Annotated in this window: 14 protein-coding genes; 3 read left to right on the forward strand and 11 right to left on the reverse strand. The window is 65.8% G+C overall.

The annotated features are described in order from the left end of the window. Nucleotides 1-10: 10 nt before the first annotated feature. From C5F75_RS16815 to C5F75_RS16865, 11 genes are all read right to left on the reverse strand, one after another. Nucleotides 11-1,051, reverse strand: a complete 1,041-nt coding sequence (locus C5F75_RS16815; RefSeq protein ID WP_104012464.1) for a DUF4123 domain-containing protein — start codon at nt 1,049-1,051, stop codon at nt 11-13. Continuing rightward, entirely contained in the window at nt 1,051-3,612 is a 2,562-nt protein-coding gene (locus tag C5F75_RS16820) for a type VI secretion system Vgr family protein (RefSeq protein ID WP_104012465.1), read from the reverse strand. The genes C5F75_RS16815 and C5F75_RS16820 overlap by 1 nt, the downstream gene beginning before the upstream one ends. Nucleotides 3,613-3,679: 67 nt before the next feature. Beyond that, complete coding sequence (tssA, locus tag C5F75_RS16825; protein ID WP_059577172.1) at nt 3,680-4,801, reverse strand: type VI secretion system protein TssA; 1,122 nt, start codon at nt 4,799-4,801, stop codon at nt 3,680-3,682. Nucleotides 4,802-4,843: 42 nt separating this feature from the next. Next, a complete protein-coding gene (gene tssH / locus C5F75_RS16830; RefSeq protein WP_059577174.1) occupies nt 4,844-7,513 on the reverse strand; it encodes a type VI secretion system ATPase TssH in 2,670 nt (889 codons plus the stop codon). Nucleotides 7,514-7,557: 44 nt separating this feature from the next. Further along, on the reverse strand, nt 7,558-8,658 hold the full coding sequence (gene tssG / locus C5F75_RS16835) for a type VI secretion system baseplate subunit TssG (RefSeq protein WP_059577176.1): 1,101 nt from the start codon (nt 8,656-8,658) through the stop codon (nt 7,558-7,560). Further along, nucleotides 8,622-10,457: a type VI secretion system baseplate subunit TssF gene (tssF, locus tag C5F75_RS16840; RefSeq protein WP_059577179.1), complete on the reverse strand. Its 1,836-nt coding sequence runs from the start codon at nt 10,455-10,457 to the stop codon at nt 8,622-8,624. Before tssF ends, tssG begins: the two co-directional genes overlap by 37 nt. A 76-nt stretch (nt 10,458-10,533) precedes the next feature. Further along, nucleotides 10,534-11,019 carry a type VI secretion system baseplate subunit TssE gene (gene tssE / locus C5F75_RS16845; RefSeq protein ID WP_034183677.1) on the reverse strand — a complete coding sequence of 162 codons (486 nt, stop codon included), beginning with the start codon at nt 11,017-11,019 and terminating at the stop codon, nt 10,534-10,536. Between the two features lie 61 nt (nt 11,020-11,080). Further along, nucleotides 11,081-11,584 (reverse strand): Hcp family type VI secretion system effector, encoded by a 504-nt coding sequence (locus C5F75_RS16850; protein WP_059449787.1) that lies wholly within the window; start codon nt 11,582-11,584, stop codon nt 11,081-11,083. 70 nt (nt 11,585-11,654) lie between these two features. Next, entirely contained in the window at nt 11,655-13,145 is a 1,491-nt protein-coding gene (gene tssC, locus C5F75_RS16855) for a type VI secretion system contractile sheath large subunit (protein ID WP_006484397.1), read from the reverse strand. A gap of 15 nt (nt 13,146-13,160) precedes the next feature. Continuing rightward, nucleotides 13,161-13,676 carry a type VI secretion system contractile sheath small subunit gene (gene tssB, locus C5F75_RS16860; RefSeq protein ID WP_027783377.1) on the reverse strand — a complete coding sequence of 172 codons (516 nt, stop codon included), beginning with the start codon at nt 13,674-13,676 and terminating at the stop codon, nt 13,161-13,163. A gap of 46 nt (nt 13,677-13,722) precedes the next feature. Beyond that, nucleotides 13,723-14,358, reverse strand: a complete 636-nt coding sequence (locus C5F75_RS16865) for a tetratricopeptide repeat protein (protein ID WP_059577181.1) — start codon at nt 14,356-14,358, stop codon at nt 13,723-13,725. 373 nt (nt 14,359-14,731) lie between these two features. On the opposite strand from C5F75_RS16865, the gene tssJ reads away from it, so the two are divergent. The 3 genes from tssJ to icmH all read left to right on the forward strand — a co-directional run bounded on the left by tssJ (nt 14,732) and on the right by icmH (nt 17,571). Then, nucleotides 14,732-15,343 carry a type VI secretion system lipoprotein TssJ gene (gene tssJ, locus C5F75_RS16870; RefSeq protein WP_059577183.1) on the forward strand — a complete coding sequence of 204 codons (612 nt, stop codon included), beginning with the start codon at nt 14,732-14,734 and terminating at the stop codon, nt 15,341-15,343. Nucleotides 15,344-15,445: 102 nt separating this feature from the next. Continuing rightward, nucleotides 15,446-16,792: a type VI secretion system baseplate subunit TssK gene (tssK, locus tag C5F75_RS16875; RefSeq protein WP_059577185.1), complete on the forward strand. Its 1,347-nt coding sequence runs from the start codon at nt 15,446-15,448 to the stop codon at nt 16,790-16,792. Beyond that, nucleotides 16,789-17,571, forward strand: coding sequence for a type IVB secretion system protein IcmH/DotU (gene icmH, locus C5F75_RS16880; protein WP_059577187.1), 783 nt, complete (start codon nt 16,789-16,791; stop codon nt 17,569-17,571). The genes tssK and icmH overlap by 4 nt, the downstream gene beginning before the upstream one ends. The last annotated feature ends 74 nt before the right edge of the window (nt 17,572-17,645 follow it).

The raw sequence follows: 17,645 nt of genomic DNA on the forward strand, positions 1-17,645 counted from the left end.
GAGCCCGAACCTACGCCACGTCACTACGCGCCTCCAGCAATCCCCGCTCGTGCGCATCGCGAATCGCGTCCCACGTCGCATCGTCGATCGAGGCCAGTGCCGCATCCACGCTCGTTTCTCCGCGCGAAGCGGCCTCGAGACGCGACTTCACGACCGGATGCTCGTCGAACCGCGGCGCAACCAGCACTCCCGACATCACGTAGCACTGCAACCCCGCTTCTTCGGCAATCCCGTGCGCGGCAGCGCGATCGAGTTGCTCGACTACTCGATCATGCAGTTCCGCATCGGACATGTGATCAACCATCGCCCCCATCGTCTCGCGGAACTTCAGCACGAGCTTGTCCGGATACCCGAGCTCGATCAGTCGCGCATGCTGCTGCTCGTCGAGACCCGGCGCATCACCCACCGGTACCGCACCTTCATTCGCGTGCATGTCATTGCGCCACACGACTTCGCCCAGCCGCCGGTCGCGATACCGGATCTCGCCGAACGGCGCGACGAACCGCTGCGCCTGCGTATCGCGCCACACCTGTCGAAGTCGCCCCAGTACATGGTTGTCGAAAAAGAAGAGGTAGTACGCGCGGCCGTTGGGCAGCCTGTACTGCACGTACTGGCGCAAATGCTGATCGAGCGCATCGAACGACCACGTCGACCACAGCCACGTCACCGCATGCAGGTCGACCGCCTCCAACCACAGCTGGCGCAGCAGCCGATACTGCTCGGCGTTCTCGTCGTTGATCGCGTCGCGATCGAACGCGATCAGGTACGGCGCGATATCCGTATAAGCATCGAGCCCGGTATCCGTCCAAAGCGACGCATAGCGCAGGCGGGGCACTGCCGCGAGCTGCACATCCAACTCCTGATAACCGCGCGTATCGACGAGTACGTAAAGCCGCATCGAATTCCCAGCGTCGTCCGTACGCGCGACCGAAGCCTTCAGCGTCTCGAGAAACGCCGGCCACTCCAGCTCGCGTGGATTCGGTTCCGCGTCAGCCGCTTCGCTCGCGCCGACCGAGTCGTTCCGGTCGCCCGTATCGTTGACTTCGTCCATCAATCCGCCTCGACCATCGACTCACGACCGCTGTGCGCGTTCAGCACGCATTGCTTGCACGTGCCGCCCGGCATCGCGGGCAACGGATACTGCATGCTCGTCGGTCCGCTGAACTGGTGCTGCGCCCCCTTGAAATCGACTTTCCCTGGCGCGTGAAGCTCGATTTTGCCGCCCTTGATCCGGATGTAAGCGCCACCCGACGTCAGCAATATCTCCCGCTTCGCAGCCACGTCGACAGCCTCTGTCGCCGCCATCACCTTCACGGTCTTCTGCGCCGTGAGTTCGACGTTGTCCACGTGCGCCTGGACCTCGACCTTGCCCTTCCCGGCGAACAGCTTCATCCCGGCGTTCTGCGCGAACAGGCTGATGCGATCCCGGACGCCGGCGATCAGCGATTTCCCGCTGGTAATGAACGTGCTTTCGCCACTGACGATATTGGTCTGCCGGTCGCTGGCCACATGCACCGACTGCTGCGACGCCACCCCGATCCCCGCCGGGCTCGCGAACAGCATCACCGGCTCCTTGAACGCATTCGCGTTGCCCGTCCCGCCGCCTGCGGTCCTGCCGCCGCCGGTCGTCGCACCCGCCACGCTACTCTGTGTCGCGTCAGTAAATTGCTTCAGCGCGTCGTGCCCCGCGCCGAGACTCTCCGCCTGATGCATCTCGCCGACCTGCGACATCGACTCGATCAATCCTTCCGCATTGGCAAGCTGCTGCTTCGCTTCACTCACGTCCAGCGGCTGACTGTTCGCCCGCTTCGGATGCGTCGTCACGTACAGGCCTTGCCCGGCACGCATCGCACCGTACGCATCCGTGCGCAGATCGAAACCGGAGCCAAGATACGCACCGCGCGTATTCCCGTTTTGCTCGATCAGATAGCCGAGATGAAGCAGCGAATTCCCGCTGCTGCTGAACAGGCGCGCGCGGTTCTGCCCGGTCGCGTCGTCGAGCACCATCTCGTTGTGCCCCGATCCCGCATATTCCTTCGACCGGAAGCCCGACAGGATCCCGTCGCTATGCCATTGCGGCTTGGCAACACCGTTGTAGACGCGATGCATGACGATCGGCCGGTCGCAGTCGCCACCGATATAGCCGATCAGCACTTCCTCGCCGACGCGTGGAATATGCACACCGCCGTAACCGCCACCGGTATCCGACTGCACGACGCGCATCCAGCACGATGCCGTCTCTCGGCCTTCGCTCTGCCGGTCCCACACGAACATGACCTTGATCCGGTTCAGTTCATCCGTATAGACCTCTTCGCCCTTCGGGCCCACGACGATCGCCGTCTCGAGTTGCATCTCGGGCTTCCGATGCTCGAACGGGCTCCGATACGGCACGCTCGCGCGCTGCGCCTCGACCTCGACGAGATAGAAACCGGCCGAGCCGTCGTCATGCCCGACCTCGAACGCCGCCACTTCCCCGCGACCAGCCTTCACCTGCGCCAGCTCGGCCTGCAAGCTATGAGGGAAGCTCGCTTCGTGATCCGAGACCGGCAGATTGTTCTCGATGTAACGCGTGACGCCGATGGCCGCGAACTCGCGGTCGCTCGCCGCATCGCGATCGTGCTCCGGATGGTCGACGAGGGTGAAACGCCGGCCGGCGTCAATCGAACGCACGCCGCCCACGCCGAAGAAACGCTTCGCCCGCGACTCCCATTCCTCGAGGCGGATCTTCGACAGATGTTCGCCGCGGTCCTGGCCCGAATACGTGTACGCGCCGGTGTATTCGTAGATTTCCGCCTGACCCGGCAGGTCGCCCTGATCAGCCTTCGTCGGCAGCGACGTGCCGTTCGGATTGGCCGCCGCAGACGGCGACTTGTAGTCGAACGTGCGCGTCGTGTGCAGTGTGCTTTGCAACGTCCGCGACGCGGTCCATTGGGTGAAACCGGCAGTCTCGGTGCCACTGCCCGAACGATCGAACCTGACGGTATTCGGCGACAGCGCGTCGACCGTATGCAGGTCGTCGGTGATGACGAACGTGTGCGCCTTCCCGTCTTCACTGTGCCGCCAGAAGCCAAACAGCCCTTCGTCCTCCATCAGCCGATGCACGAAGTTCCAGTCGGTTTCGCTCTGGCGGCAGTACGAACGGGACGGCAACGGTTTCGACAACGCGAACTGGTATCGCCCCCTGGCCTGCGGATGCATGTCGAACACGTCGGCGAGGATCGCGTCGACCGGCTGGTCCTGCCAGTACCGCATGTCGCTGCGGAACTTGAGGAAGTGCATCCACGACGCGAAGCTCAGCTGGTAACTCGACAGGCTGCCGTCGGCGCCGAGCCGCCGCGCCGTGTGGATATAACCGTTGATCGGCAGATACGACTTGTCCGCCCGCTGGATCCACAGCGTGATCGGCTGCGCGATCAGCGTCTTGAGCTCGACGTCGCTCGCGGTGGACACCAAATCGAGCGTTACGCTGAAATCACGGCCGAGTTTCGAACGGGTTACGGCCCGGCGCGGCACGAGCGCATTGTTCGGCAGCGACGGGATGTCCGTCTTCAGCAGCCGATCCTGCTGGATCAGGCCACCACGAATCGCCTGTGCCAGTTCGGTCACGTTCATGCGTCACCCTTCTTCTCGTTCATCACGAGCCCGCCGGGCCCGCGCTCTCAGGTCAAACAACGGTCCTTCACGACTGCTCGTCGGGCCGCACCCCCAGCAGCTCACGAATATGCGACAGCGAGCCGTCGTCCTTCACGACGCTCTCGAGCCACTTGTGCAGCGGCATGTCGGCCCATTCGGCCGCCTTGTCGGCGAGATACGCGACCGGGCTGTGCGGCTCGGTCTGGCGGAAATAGCGCGCCACCGCGCGCAACTGGTCGACGGCCTGCGCGCGGTTCTGGATGCCGGCGATCGTCTGCGTCACCGGAGGACGCGAAGCGGTCTGCTGCTGCACGTGAGTCTCCTCGGTCTGGATCGGCTGGCCGAACACCGGCTCGATGCGTTCGGGCTGCGCCTGCGGCGCCGCCTGCGTGTGCGGCGCGCTGCCCGTATAACCCTGTTCGCGCGCGAAGCGCTCGGCGAGCCGGTACACGGTCTCGAACGCATCGCGCGCCTGCCGGAAGCTCGGCGCCGAATCGCCCGCACGCTCGACGAGCCGCTCCTCGAATGCATCGAGCGCGAATTCGAACGCCTTCAGGTTCGCCAGCAGCGCCGTGTAGAACGCGATCGACGTCACGCGCCGCGATGCATCGATCTGCTCGATCGACGGTTTGCCGCGCGCGATGTCGTCCGCGTGTTCGGGGTCGCGCCTGATCGCCTGCGCGACGTGCTGCGCGACTTCCCAGTCGAGCGTGCTGAACGCGTTCGACGCGCCGTCCGTCAGCGGCACCGCGCGCAGCAGCTCGGCCGTGCGGCCGGACAGCCACGCGACGTTGCCGAGCCGGTGCTCGATGTCGTCGTCCTCGGGCAGCGGGTGGAAGGTGTCCCAGAAGTCGCGGCACAGGCCCTCGAGCAGCGCATAGCCTTCGGTGAGGCCCGTGATGCCGTCCTCGAGCGCGAGCGCCTCGGTCAGCCACACGGCGAGCCGCAGGTCCTTCGTGCGCGTGCGCAGCAGTTCGCCCGCATGGTCGACGACGAAGCCCCAGTCGGCCTCCTTGATCTCGGTCACCCATTCGCCCTGGTCGAGCGTCGGGTCGTCATAGCGCCGCGCGTCCTGGATCGCGTCGAATTCGTTCGAAAACAGCAGGTCGTCGCCGCTGGGCGACGCATCGCTGATCGGCGTCAGCAGCTCGGGGAGATTGATCGGCATGGTTCGGTCAGTTCATCAATGCTTGACTGGGCGCGGCCGCGCTCATTCGACGGTGTACGCGAATTCGCCGGCCTCGTCCGCGCGCACCGCGATGCGCGCGATGGCCGCGCCGTCGGCGATCCGGCCGAGCACGTGGCCCGCGATCTCCGGCAGCAGCGTGCCGTTCAGGATGTGGTCGACGTTGCGGGCGCCCGAATCGACCTCGGTGCAGCGCGCGAGCACCGCGTCGACGAGCGACTCGTCCCATTCGAACGCGGCCTTGTGGTTCGCGTCGATCCGGCGCCGGATGCGTTCGAGCTTCAGCTCGATGATCTCGGCCAGCACGTCGTCGGAGATCGGATAGTACGGCACGACCTTCATCCGGCCGAGGAACGCCGGCTTGAACGTCTTGTACAGCTGCGGACGCAGCGTCTCGGCGAGCGCGTCCGGATCGGGCAGCTCCTCGGCCGGCTTGTTCAGGCACGCCTGCATCACCGCGGCCGAGCCGACGTTCGACGTCAGGATGATCAGCGTGTTGCGGAAGTCGATCTCGCGCCCTTCCGCGTCGTCCATCGTGCCCTTGTCGAACACCTGGAAGAACATCTCGAGCACGTCGGGGTGCGCCTTCTCGACCTCGTCGAGCAGCACGACGGAATACGGGTTGCGGCGCACGGCCTCGGTCAGCACGCCGCCCTCGCCGTAACCGACGTAGCCCGGCGGCGAGCCCTTCAGGCCCGACACGCTGTGCGCTTCCTGGTACTCGCTCATGTTGATCGTGACCATCTTGCGCTCGCCGCCGTACAGGATGTCTGCCAGCGCCAGCGCCGTCTCGGTCTTGCCGACGCCCGACGGCCCGACGAACATGAACACGCCGCGCGGCTTGTTCGGATCCTCGAGGTTCGCGGTCGCGGTGCGCACGCGCTGCGCGATCGCCTCCAATGCATGGTCCTGCCCGATCACGCGCGCGGCGAGCAGCGGCTGCAGGTTCAGCACGGTGTCGATCTCGTCCTTCACCATCCGGCCGAGCGGGATGCCCGTCCACGCGGCGACGATCTCGGCGACGACATGGCCGTCCACTTGCAGCGGCACCATCGGCTCGCCGCCCTGCAGCGCGTGCAGCGCGGCGACGCGTTCGGCCAGCTTCTCGCGCGTGGCGTGCACATCGACGGGTTCGCCGTCTTCCGACGGGCCGCGCGCCTTGTCGAGCGTGTCGCGCAGCTCGGTGATCTCGGCGACGATCACGCGCTCGGCTTCGTAGCGTTCTTCATCCTTCGCCAGTTGTTCGAGCGCCGTGTCGCGCGCGGCGCGCAGCTCGCCGAGCCGCTCGTCGTGCGCCGCGCCGCCCGCCGCCTCGCGCGCCAGCGACGCGATTTCCGCATCGATGCGCTCGATGCGCTTCTTCGTGTCGTCGATCGCGGCCGGCGTCGCGCTGTGCGCGAGCGCGACCTTCGCGCATGCGGTGTCGAGCACGCTGATCGCCTTGTCCGGCAACTGGCGGCCGCTGATGTAGCGGTGCGACAGGCGCACGGCCTCGGTGATCGCATCGTCGAGGATCCGCACGTTGAAATGCTTCTCCATCAGGCCCGACATCCCGCGCAGCATCGCGGCTGCGAGCGGCTCGCTCGGCTCCTCGACCTTCACCACCTGGAAGCGCCGCGCGAGCGCCGCATCCTTCTCGAAGTACTTCTTGTATTCGCTCCACGTCGTCGCGGCGATCGTGCGCAGCTCGCCGCGCGCGAGCGCCGGCTTCAGCAGGTTCGCCGCATCGTTCTGGCCGGCCTGGCCGCCCGCGCCGATGATCGTGTGCGCCTCGTCGATGAACAGGATGATCGGGTGCGCGCTCTTCTTCACCTCGTCGATCACGCTCTTCAGCCGGTTCTCGAACTCGCCCTTCACGCTCGCGCCGGCCTGCAGCAGCCCCATGTCGAGCACGTGCAGCGCGACGCCGCGCAACGGCGGCGGCACGTCGTCGGCCGCGATGCGCAGCGCGAGCCCTTCGACGACCGCCGTTTTGCCGACGCCGGCCTCGCCGGTCATGATCGGGTTGTTCTGGCGGCGGCGCATGAGGATGTCGATCGCCTGGCGAATCTCCGCTTCGCGGCCGATCACCGGATCGATCTTGCCGTCGCGCGCGCGCTGCGTGAGGTTGGTCGTGTACGTGTCGAGCGCGGGCGTCTTCGACGGGCCGGCCGCGGGCGCCATGCCGTCGGCGGCCGGCGCGACGTCGCTGTCGTCGTCGTCCGCCTGGCGCGGCTCGGCTTCGCTCGAGCCGGCCATGATTTCGTCGAACTTGTGCTTCAGGTCCGTCACGTTCATTTCCGCGAACCGCGACGACATCCGTTGCGCGAACTGCGCGAGATCCGGCGCGGTCAGCAGCGCGAGCAGCAGGTGCCCCGAGCGGATGCGGCCGAGCTGCGAATCGAGCGACGCGATCAGCCATGCCTGCTCGAACAGCGCGATCAGATGGACGGAGAACACCGGCGTGCGCGTGTTGCCCGTTTTCAGGCGCGTGAGTTCGCGTTCGAGATCGGCGTGCAGTGCGTGCGGATCGACGCGGCTCGCGCGCAGCGCGAGCGGCAGGTCGCCCGTCGCCTCGTCGAGCAGCGCGAGGAACAGGTGCTCCAGATCGACCTCGTAGTGGCCGCGCGCCAGGCACGCGCTCGCCGCGCGCTCGGTCGCGTGCCGGCACAGCGGGTTCAGTTTCGTGATCAGGGTCTTCAGAGGCGTGCTCATGGCGTCGGTCTCAGGTTCGTTTGCGTGTTTGTTGTCGTTCGGGATCAGTGAATCACGTGCAGTTCGTAGCGGGCATCGGACCGGTCCTCGGCCGCGTCGCGCGTGCAGAGGAACGCGTCCCAGCCCAGCCGCGAGCCCGCGCCGAGCACGCTCGCGCCGACTTCCGTGCGTTTCAGCACGAGCTTCACCTCGTACTCGAGCGTGACGCCGGCGAGCAGCGTCAGCATTCGCTCGAGCGCGACGGCGTGCGCGCCGCCGGGCAGGAACGCCTCGTAGTCGCGCTTGGACAGCGGGCCGACGACGATCCGCGCGCGCATGTCGCGCTGCCACACGCGCTCGCCGACGAGCGCCGTCGCGCCGAGCACCGCGTTGACTTCGCCGAGCACGCTCAGCTGATCGGGCGGCACGTCGTACCACTTGCCGACGAACTGGTCGATCTTCACCGGCACGCGGAAGTAGTCGGACAGCGTGCGCTGCAGGTAGGCGGCCGACATCGGCCGGTGCCGCGCGGCGAGCGCGTAGCCGGCCACGGCCTCGTCGAGCACGCCGCCCGGGCCGGCCGCGAGGCTGTCGCGCACCTCGTCGCTCGGCACGCCCGCGATCGCGAGCAACAGCGGCAGGTAGCGCTCGTCGCGGTCGAGTTCGTAATGGAACGGCAGCCGGTATTTCTTCCACGCCGCGTAGAACAGCGCGGTCGCGCGGTTCGAGAACACGTCGAAGAACGCGCGCGCCGCGTGGTCGCGCCGCAGATGCTCGCGCGCGACGATCTGCTCGGTGTAGTGCAGCGGCAGCGCGCCCTGCCCGCCGAGCAGCCCGAAGAACGCGGGCGTCAGCTCGACGCGGCCAAGCTCGCCGGCGGCCAGCGCGGCGCCGCGCTGCTCGCCCGAGTTCAGCGGCGCGCCGCCGTCGTCGAACGAGCGCGCGCCTTCGATCTCGCTCGGCGGGAAGCCGAGCGACAGCGTGTTGCGGAATTCGATGCGCTGCGCGACCACGTCGCCCTGCCGCCACGCGCCGGGGGCATCCGACGCCTGCCGCGCGAACAGCCCTTCGAGCACGCGCACCGCCTGGAAGAACTCGAAGCGGTGCGGCTCGTCGAGCAGCGCGTCGACTACGCCAGGATCGATTCGCCGGTTCGGGGCTTGCATCGGATGATCTCCTCGCCGGTGCGCTTCGACACGACGACCAATTGAACGAAACTGTTGAGGTGGACGTACAGCCCGAAGAAGCTGTCGAGCACCCGCACGAACGACGCGAGGCTCGCGCCGACGAAGTGCTCCTCGTCGATCGTCAGCCGGATCTCGATGCCGCGCACGAAGGTCGCGAACGGCTTGCCGGGCAGCCACTGCACCGCGCCGCGCTGTTCGACGCCGGCCAGGCCGTCGATCTGGCGCATCGACACGGCCGTGCGCCGCAGGTCGTACAGCGTCAGCATTTCCTTCAGCGGCGCGAGGCCGTGCGCGACGAGCGACACGTGGTTGAGCGCGAGATGCGACACGAGCCGCCAGTGCGCGGCGCGGCCGCGCTCGAAGCGCACGCTTTGTGTCGGCCGGCGCAGCAGCGAGATGCCGCTCGTCTGCGCGCCGCCCTCCTGGAACAGGTCGCCGCCTTCGAGGCCGAACGCGAGCATCGAAGGCAGGTCGCGGTTCGTGCAGGTGAGGTCGAGGCTCAGCGTGTCGGTCTGCGGCGACGTCGGCTCGAAGTCGATGTCGACGATCGAGATCTCGGTTTCGTAGCCGGGGCTCTTCTGCGCGACCCAGTCATTGCGGCGCGCGAACCAGTAGTGGCCGATGCGCGCCGCTTCGCCGTGATGCAGCGAATAGAACGGCCGGAACTCGATCACCGATTCCTCGTGCGCCTGTTGCCGGACGAGCTTCACCGAGTCGATCGAATACACCTCGTATGCGAACGCGCGCCGCGCCTCGGCGATCACCGGATACGACACCGCGCGGTGCGTGATGCGAATCGGCTCGCCGTGCTGGCGGAACAGGTTGACGATCGGCGTGCAGAACAGCCGGAAATGGCTCGCCGTCAGCAGCTCGAGCAGGCGCGCGACGTGCGAATCGCCGCGCACGTCCTGCAGCACGAGATGCAGCGTCGCGCGCTGGCAGCGACCCGACGCGCGTGCGATCGCCGCGAGGTCGAAATCGACGAAATCGAACTTGTCGGGGAACGCGAAGTACTCGGTGAGCAGACGGTACGCGGGATGCGACTTCGCCGGATAGTCGATCAGCGCGTCGTCCTCGGCGAAGCCGGCCTGCGCGATCGGCAGCTTGCGCAGCGCAGTCCAGCGGCCGTTGCGTTCGGGCTCGACATACGCACCGAGCACGTTGATGAACAGGCAGTCGGTCAGCGCGGCGACGAACGACTGCTCGCCGTGCAGGTGCGCGCGCAGCGTGGGCAGCTTCAGCGCGCCGAGATCGAGCTGCGCGGCGAGCGATTCGAACGTGATCGAGATCACGCCCGTCGCATTCGACGGCAGCACCGTCGCGCTCGGCGCGAGCGCGACCGGCGTGTAGCGCGCCTCCGAGATGCGGATCGGCGCGAGCGTCACGTCGTAGGCGGTGCGGAACCGGCATTGCACGCCGCGGATCGGGCGGCTCTTCAGCTCGGTGCCGCGATCGATCACGACCGGTTCGGTCTGCTGGCCGGGCGAAGCCGGCGTGAACTGCGCGATCGAGCACGACGGAAACGGCCGCAGGTAGTGCGGATACAGCACTTCCAGCAGCGCTTCGGTGAATTCCGGGTAGTCGTCGTCGAGCTTCTTGTTGATGCGCGCGCCGAGCAGCGCGAACGACTCGATCATCCGCTCGACGTGCGGATCCTCGCAATGCTCGCCGGACAGCGCGAGGCGCGCGGCGATCTTCGGATAGCGTTCGGCGAAATCTCGCGAATAGCGCCGCAAAAACGATAATTCGCGTTCGTAATACGGCAGCAATTCTTCCATCGACGACCCCGAACCTCAATATTTCCTGCCGGACCTGATTCACCACCGGGCGGTCCGGCCCGCTCGGCGGCTTGATTTACTGCATGCGTGCCGCGCGTGCGCGCGTGACCGAATACTGCAGCGTCGACGGTTGCAGCATCGCGTCGAAATTCACCGGCTCCTCGGCCGGGTGCACCACGAGCAACGCCTGGATCGCGAAATAGAGCGCGTTGGTGGCCTGCTCGTTCAGCTCGAACGTCACCTGCACCTGCTGCAGGCGCGGCTCGTGGCGCGCGATCGCCTGCTGGATCGACTTGCAGATGAACGCGCGATCGTAGTGGCTCGCGAGGCTCAGCCCCGCGAAATCGTTCAGCCCGTAGGTCAGCACCGATTTCTGGCATTCCGGCAGCGCGGCCAGCTCGTTCTCGGTGTGCGCGATACGGGTGTTGAGGATCGCCTCGACGTCGCGGGCGACCGTGGTCTTGAGCTCGTCCAGCGACAATTGCCGCATCGCGGCCGAGGCCGGCAGATGCGGTTCGTCGTCGAACAGCTTGTCGAGAAAACTGGGTTCGAATCGTTTCATCGGCCGGTGTTGACAGCGAAAACGGCAACGGGACGCGAGCGCCCCGTTGCCGCAACCGACCTTAGACCGCGTAGGTCTTGTCGTTCTTCGTCAGGCTCCAGGCGCCCTGCGTGTTGCCGCCCTGGTTGCCGCCGATCTTCTGCTGGGTTTGCTTCCACTGCACGGCTGCGTACTTCAGCGAGAACGTCTCGATCGGCAGACCTTCCTCGCGAACGCTCGGGGCGATGCTCGAGATGATCACGTACTTGAGCTTGACTTCCAGATACTGCACGCGCTTGCCTTCACCGTCCGCGCGCGAGAAATGGACCGTCACTTCGTCGAACGTGGTACCGCCCGAAGCGTGCTGGTACAGCAGCGGGCTCGACGAATCGATTTCCTTCGTGAAGATCATGTCGCCGTGCTCGCAACGCGTCATCGTGTGACCGCCAGCGGTCGATGCGGTTGCCGAACGCGGCTGAACGATCGAGTGATCCCACGATTTCAGTTCGATCCAGCCCTGGTGGTCCTTGTCCGCGGACTCGCCCTTCACCGCGGGACTACCAAACTGCAAGTGCATATGTAACATGGCCCTTCGACTCCCCAAAGAGGTGGTTTTAACGTCCTACCCAGGCGGCCCGCCCGGGCGATTTACTCGCTTATGAATTTGCCGGTTTGGGCAGATCAGCGACAAGTCGCAGAGAAATCGAGAGTTCGTCGAGCTGAAAGTGCGGGCGCAGGAACGCGACCGAACGATACGAGCCCGGCTTGCCCGGAATCTCCGACACTTGTATGGATGCCTCGCGCAGCGGAAATTGCGCTTTCTGTTCCTGCGAGGCGTTGTCGTCGAGCAGGACGTACTGCGAAATCCACCGGTTGAGGAAAGTCTCCACGTTCTGCGCCGATGCGAAGCTGCCGATCTTGTCCCGCATCATCGCCTTCAGGTAATGCGCGACGCGCGATACCGAGAAGATGTACTGAAGCTGGGCGGACAGGACGGCGTTCGCATTCGCGCTGTCGGTGCTGTACTTTTTCGGCTTTTGCACCGACTGCGCGGCGAAGAACGCGGCGTAATCTGAGTTCTTGCAATGGACGAGCGGGATGAAGCCGAGGTCGCTCAGCTCCTTCTCGCGGCGATCGGTGATCGCGATTTCTGTCGGGCACTTCAGCGCGACTTCACCGTCGTCGGTCTTGAACGTGTGGGTCGGCAGATCCTCGACGAGGCCGCCGCCTTCGACGCCGCGGATCGCCGCGCACCAGCCGAAGTCGTCGAACGCGGCCGTCAGGCGGGCCGCGAAGGCCCATGCCGCGTTGCACCACAGGTACTTGTCGTGATCGGTGCCGTCGACGTCCTCGACGAAGTTGAAATTCTCCGCGGTCTGGCCGTCCTTCGGATTGAACGGCAGCCGGCCGAGAAAGCGCGGCAGCGTCAGGCCGACGTAGCGCGAATCCTCGGCGTCGCGGAACGACTTCCACTTCGCGTACTCGACCGTGTCGAACACCTTGCCGAGGTCGCGCGGCTTGCCGAGATCGGAGAACGACTCCAGGCCGAGCAGCTCCGGCGACGCCGACGCGATGAACGGCGCATGCGCGGCCGCCGCGACGTGCGACATCTGCTCGATGAAGTACATGTCTTCCGGCTGGCGCGAGATCTCGTAATCGCCGATCAGCGCACCGAACGGCGAGCCGCCGAACGTGCCGAATTCCTCTTCGTAGACCTTCTTGAACAGCGCGCTCTGGTCGAACTCGCTCGCGCCCTTGAAGTCGCGCACGAGGTCGCGCTTCGGCGCGTGCAGCGCCTTGATCTTGATCGTCTGGCCCGTGTTGCTTTCCTTGACCAGATAGTCCAGCCCGCGCCACGTGCTTTCGAGGCGCTGGAATTCCGGCGCGTGCATCACGGCGGAAAGCTGCGTGGAAATCAGGCGGTCGAGTTCCGCGACGCGCGCGTCGATCGTGGCCGACAGGTTGTCCGACACGATCACCGTGCCGTCGAGCACCTGGTGCACGAGTTCGCCGATCAGGTCCTTCGCACGCGCATGCTCGGAATCGGATTTCGCGACCTTGCTCTTCTCGACGATGTCGTCGAGCAGCGAAGTCCCGGCGGCGTATTCCGCGCCGCTCGCTTGGGCCGCAGCCGTTTGCTGGTTCATCTCAACACTCCGTCGTCATTCGCCGTCTTTGTCGCTGCCGGTGCCCTTCGCGAGCTCCTGCAGCTGCTGCGTGTTCTTCAGCACCTCGGACAGCAGATCCTCGAGCTTGTCGTTGCCGGCGAGCTTGTTGCGCAGGTCGGCGAGCTTCGAGCGCGCCTCGAGCAGGCGGCGCAGCGGCTCGACCTGTTCGACGACTTCGTCCGGGCTGAAATCCGACAGCGAGCGGAACTTCAGGTCGACCGCGAACTTGCCGCCTTCCGGGCTCAGGCGGTTTTCCACCTGGAACGCGGCGCGCGGCTCGATCGCCTTCATCACGTCGTCGAAATTGTCGCGGTCGATATTGACGAACTTGCGGTCGCGCAGCTTCGGCTGCTCGATTTCGGACTGGCCCGCCAGATCGCCGACGACCCCGACGACGAACGGCAGTTCCTTCACCTCGATCGCATCGCCCTTCTCGACCTCGTAGGTCAGCTGGACGCGCGGCGGCCGTATTTTCTGCAAGCTTTTCTGAATGCTTTCTTTCTTGGCCATCTCGACGGCTCCCAGGTTAGTTGTGGTTATCGCGTCAGTTGCGGTTTCAGTTGCGCAGTGCGCCGAACGGATCCGCGCTGCCCTTTTGCGCCGCGGGGGGCGTCGGAGTCGGGGCGGCGCTCGCGGCCGTGTCCGCGGCCGGTGCGGCTCCGGCCTTCGCACGATGCACCGTACGGCGGCCGCTGTACTTCCTCGTCTGCGCCCGCTGCTCCGGCGGGAACAGCGCCGACTCGCCGAGCGTGTCGCGCAGCTGCTTCGCGAGCGCCTGCGCGTCGGACTTCGCGTCGCCCGCGAGCGACGCATCCTGACGCAGCTCGCCGAGCGACTGCGTGGCGATCCGCAGGCCGGCGACGGCCAGCACGCTCTTCGCCTGGCGATCGGTCGCGTCGCGCTGCAGCGCTTCCTGCGCGGCGACGATCGCCTGGCCGTAATGGTTTTGCGCGAACTGGATTTGGGCGATGCGCGACCACGGCTCCTCGCGCGTCGGATCCGACTTCGCGAGCTGCTGGTACAGGCCGAGCGCCTTGTCCTGGTCCCCCGCCTTCGCGACGGCGTCCGCATCGGCCAGCGACTTGTTGAACACTTCCGCAGTCGGCGGCGCGGGAGGCTGGCTCGCACAGCCGGCGATCACGCCGCAAGCCACCACTACCCCAGACAGTTTTGCGAACAGACGGTCTTTCATCGTTATATCCACCGGCGCGTGAGTTTTAAATCGTTGAGAATCTGGTTCTTTTGCTTTGCAAGAAGCGCGCGGGTATAGTACCGATCAATTTTTCATAATTCAATCGTCGTGTGAAGAGTAATTCCTTTTAAAACCGGGCGCTACCCCCTCGAATGACCGCTCGTGGCGGGCTCGCGGCGGTTTTTCGTCGGGCCGGGAAGCGCAAGTTTTACTGGTCGCACGGCGCGCCGCCCCAGCGGCGGAAAAAATTTCCGAGCGCTCGCCTTGACGCGAGCGTGCTTAATAGTTGAACGGTGCAGTGTCGGGGACCCGCAGCGAACGTGGTAATACCCGGCAGTTTTGACAGGGATAAAGGCGGCACGCCGGAAACACGATGAGATCGTCCATGATTCGCTACGCGCTGCCGCTGGTCGCCTGCGCCCTTCTGGCCGGATGCGCGGCCGCCCCGCTGCTCGGCTCGGCCGCGAGCGCCGTGATGTCCGCGGCCGGCATCGGCAAGCCCGAGGTGCCCGATGCGCAGAAGCCGCCGCGCAACATCGGGCTGACGCTGGCCGCCGCGCCGAACCTGAACGCCGCGACCGACAACAAGCCGCTCGCGCTCGTCGTCCGGCTCTATGCGCTGAAAGACCCGACCTCGTTCCAGCAAGCGCCGTTCGACGCATTTACCGATCCGACCAAGGAAAAAGCCGCACTCGGCGCCGACCTGCTGAACGTGCGCGAAATCACGCTGATTCCGGGCCAGCGCTATACGGCGACCGAGAAGGTGTCGCGCGAAGCGCAGGCATTCGGTATCGTCGCGCTGTTCCGCGATCCCGCGCTGCAACGATGGAAACTGACGTTCGATCCGGCGAAGTCGGAGAAATCCGGCATAATCATCGGCCTGCATAACTGCGCGATGACGGTCACCGGCGGCACGGTCATCGCACCGCAACAGGGTGCGCCTTCGCAGCCGCTGAATATGCTGTCTTCGGTGTCCTGCGGTTAAACATGACGCACGAATGTCAATTAACAAGAGTTAACAATTGGCGATTTAATTCGGGCACGAACAAATCGATTACATCGCAACGCCACATTAACCGGATTTGACATGAGTTATTCGGCCAAGGTGCTGTGGGGGGAAGGGCTGTTCCTCCGGCCTCAACACTTTCAGCGGCAGGACGCGTACCACGAGGCGCGCCTGTTCGAGTCCATCCAGGCGATCCAGCCGTACAACTGGGGCGTGCGCTCGGTGCGCATCGACCGCGACGCGCTCGGCAGCAACGTGCTGCGGGTAGCCGACCTCGCGCTCGTGTTTCCGGACGGCGCGCTGTATGCCGCGCCGCAGGCCGACGACCTGCCGCCGCCGATCGCGCTGGATACGTTGCCCGACGGCATCAACGAATTCGTGTTCTATCTCGCGCTGCATCCGCTGCGCGAGAACGGCACCAACTACAGCGACGATCCGGCCGCCGGCTTCATGACGCGGTTCGTCAGCGAGCAGACGAGCGTCGCCGACAATTTCACCGACGCCGCCGAAGCCGACATCACGTTCCTGAAGACGCAGGTCAAGCTGATCGCGCACAGCGAGCCGCGCGACCAGCTGCTGTCCGTGCCGCTCGTGCGCGTGCGCCGCACCGCGACGTCCGGCTTCGAGATCGACGACAGCTTCGTGCCGCCGTGCCTCGCGATCGAGGCGTCGCCGATCCTGCACCAGCGGCTGCGCCAGCTCGTCGACGCGCTGCAGGCGAAGGTGAACGCGCTGTACGGCTTCCACCGCGAGCCGTCGAAGAACATCATCGAGTTCCGCTCGGGCGACATCGCATCGTTCTGGCTGCTGCACACCGCGAATGCCGCGTTCGCGACGCTCGCGCACCTGCACCAGCACGCGGCGCTGCATCCGGAGCGGCTGTTCCAAGAGCTGCTGCGCCTCGCGGGCCAGCTGATGACGTTCTCGAAGGGCTACACGCTCGCCGACCTGCCCGTGTACCGCCACGACGATCCGGGCCCGAGCTTCGCGCGTCTCGACCTGATGCTGCGCGAACTGCTCGACACCGTGATCTCGACGCGCTATTTCGCGATCACGCTCGACGAGGTGCGCCCGTCGTTCCACCTCGGCCGCCTCGATTCCGGCAAGATCGACGACAAGACCGAGTTCTATCTGGCGGTGTCCGCGGACATGCCGAGCGTCGAGCTCGTCGATGCGGTGCCGGCCCGCTTCAAGGTCGGCGCGCCCGACGACGTCGACAAGCTCGTGCTGTCGGCGATGCCCGGCGTGCGGCTGTCGTACACGCCGCAGGTGCCGCCCGCGATTCCGGTGCGCCCCGGCGCGTGCTACTTCGCGCTCGATTCGCGCAGCCCGCTGTACGAGCGCATGCTGCAGGCCCAGTCCGCGATGATCTACGCGCCGACTGGCATCAATGACCTGAAATTCGAACTGATCGCGGTCACATCATGAGCTACGCGCCTTCCCTGTTCGGCGACAACGTGCCGCCGCCCCTGCACAGCCCGGCGTCGACGGATTCCGCGTTCCAGGCCCGCTCGCTGCTCGATTTGCTGTACGACGGGTTCTTCATGCTGTTCCTGCTCAAGAACGGGCGGGAGCCGGACAGCGCCAGCGAGTTCAGCACGCGGATCCAGGAATTCCTGTCCGATTTCGAGCGCGGCGCGAAGAAGCTGAACATCGCCGCCGAGGACGTGTACGGCGCGAAGTTCGCGTTCTGCGCGGCGATCGACGAAATGGTGCTGTCGTCGCAGTTCAAGATCCGCGCGGATTGGGAGCGCCGGCCGCTGCAGCTCGTGCTGTTCGGCGAACAGCTCGCGGGCGAGAAATTCTTCCAGTATCTCGAGGAATGTCGCGCGCAGGGCGCGGCGCGGCTGCAGTCGCTCGAGGTGTTCCATATGTGCCTGCTGCTCGGGTTCCAGGGCAAGTATCTGCTCGAAGGGCCGGAGAAGCTGGCTTATCTCACCGCGCGGCTCGGCGACGAGATCGCGCACATGAAGGGCAAACGCGCGCCGTTCGCGCCGCATTGGCCGCTGCCCGACCAGATCGCGCATCGACTCAAGCGCGAGGTGCCGGTCTGGGCGATCGGGGCCGTGTTCGCGCTCGTGGCGCTACTCGGGTATCTCGGGCTCAATACTTATCTCAAGGACAAGACGCTGCAGGCGTTGGCGCCTTATTCGCAAGTCATCAAGGTTGGGCCGGAATCGGCTAATTTGACGATTTCGTTGCCGTAACAGGCGCGCGTTTTTCAGCAACGCTTCATGGTGAAAGGACCGCTTGCGGTCCTTTTTCGCTTCTGCCCGCTTTG

It is taken from the genome of Burkholderia anthinoferrum (assembly GCF_002925705.1).
Classification (GTDB): Bacteria; Pseudomonadota; Gammaproteobacteria; order Burkholderiales; family Burkholderiaceae; genus Burkholderia; species Burkholderia semiarida.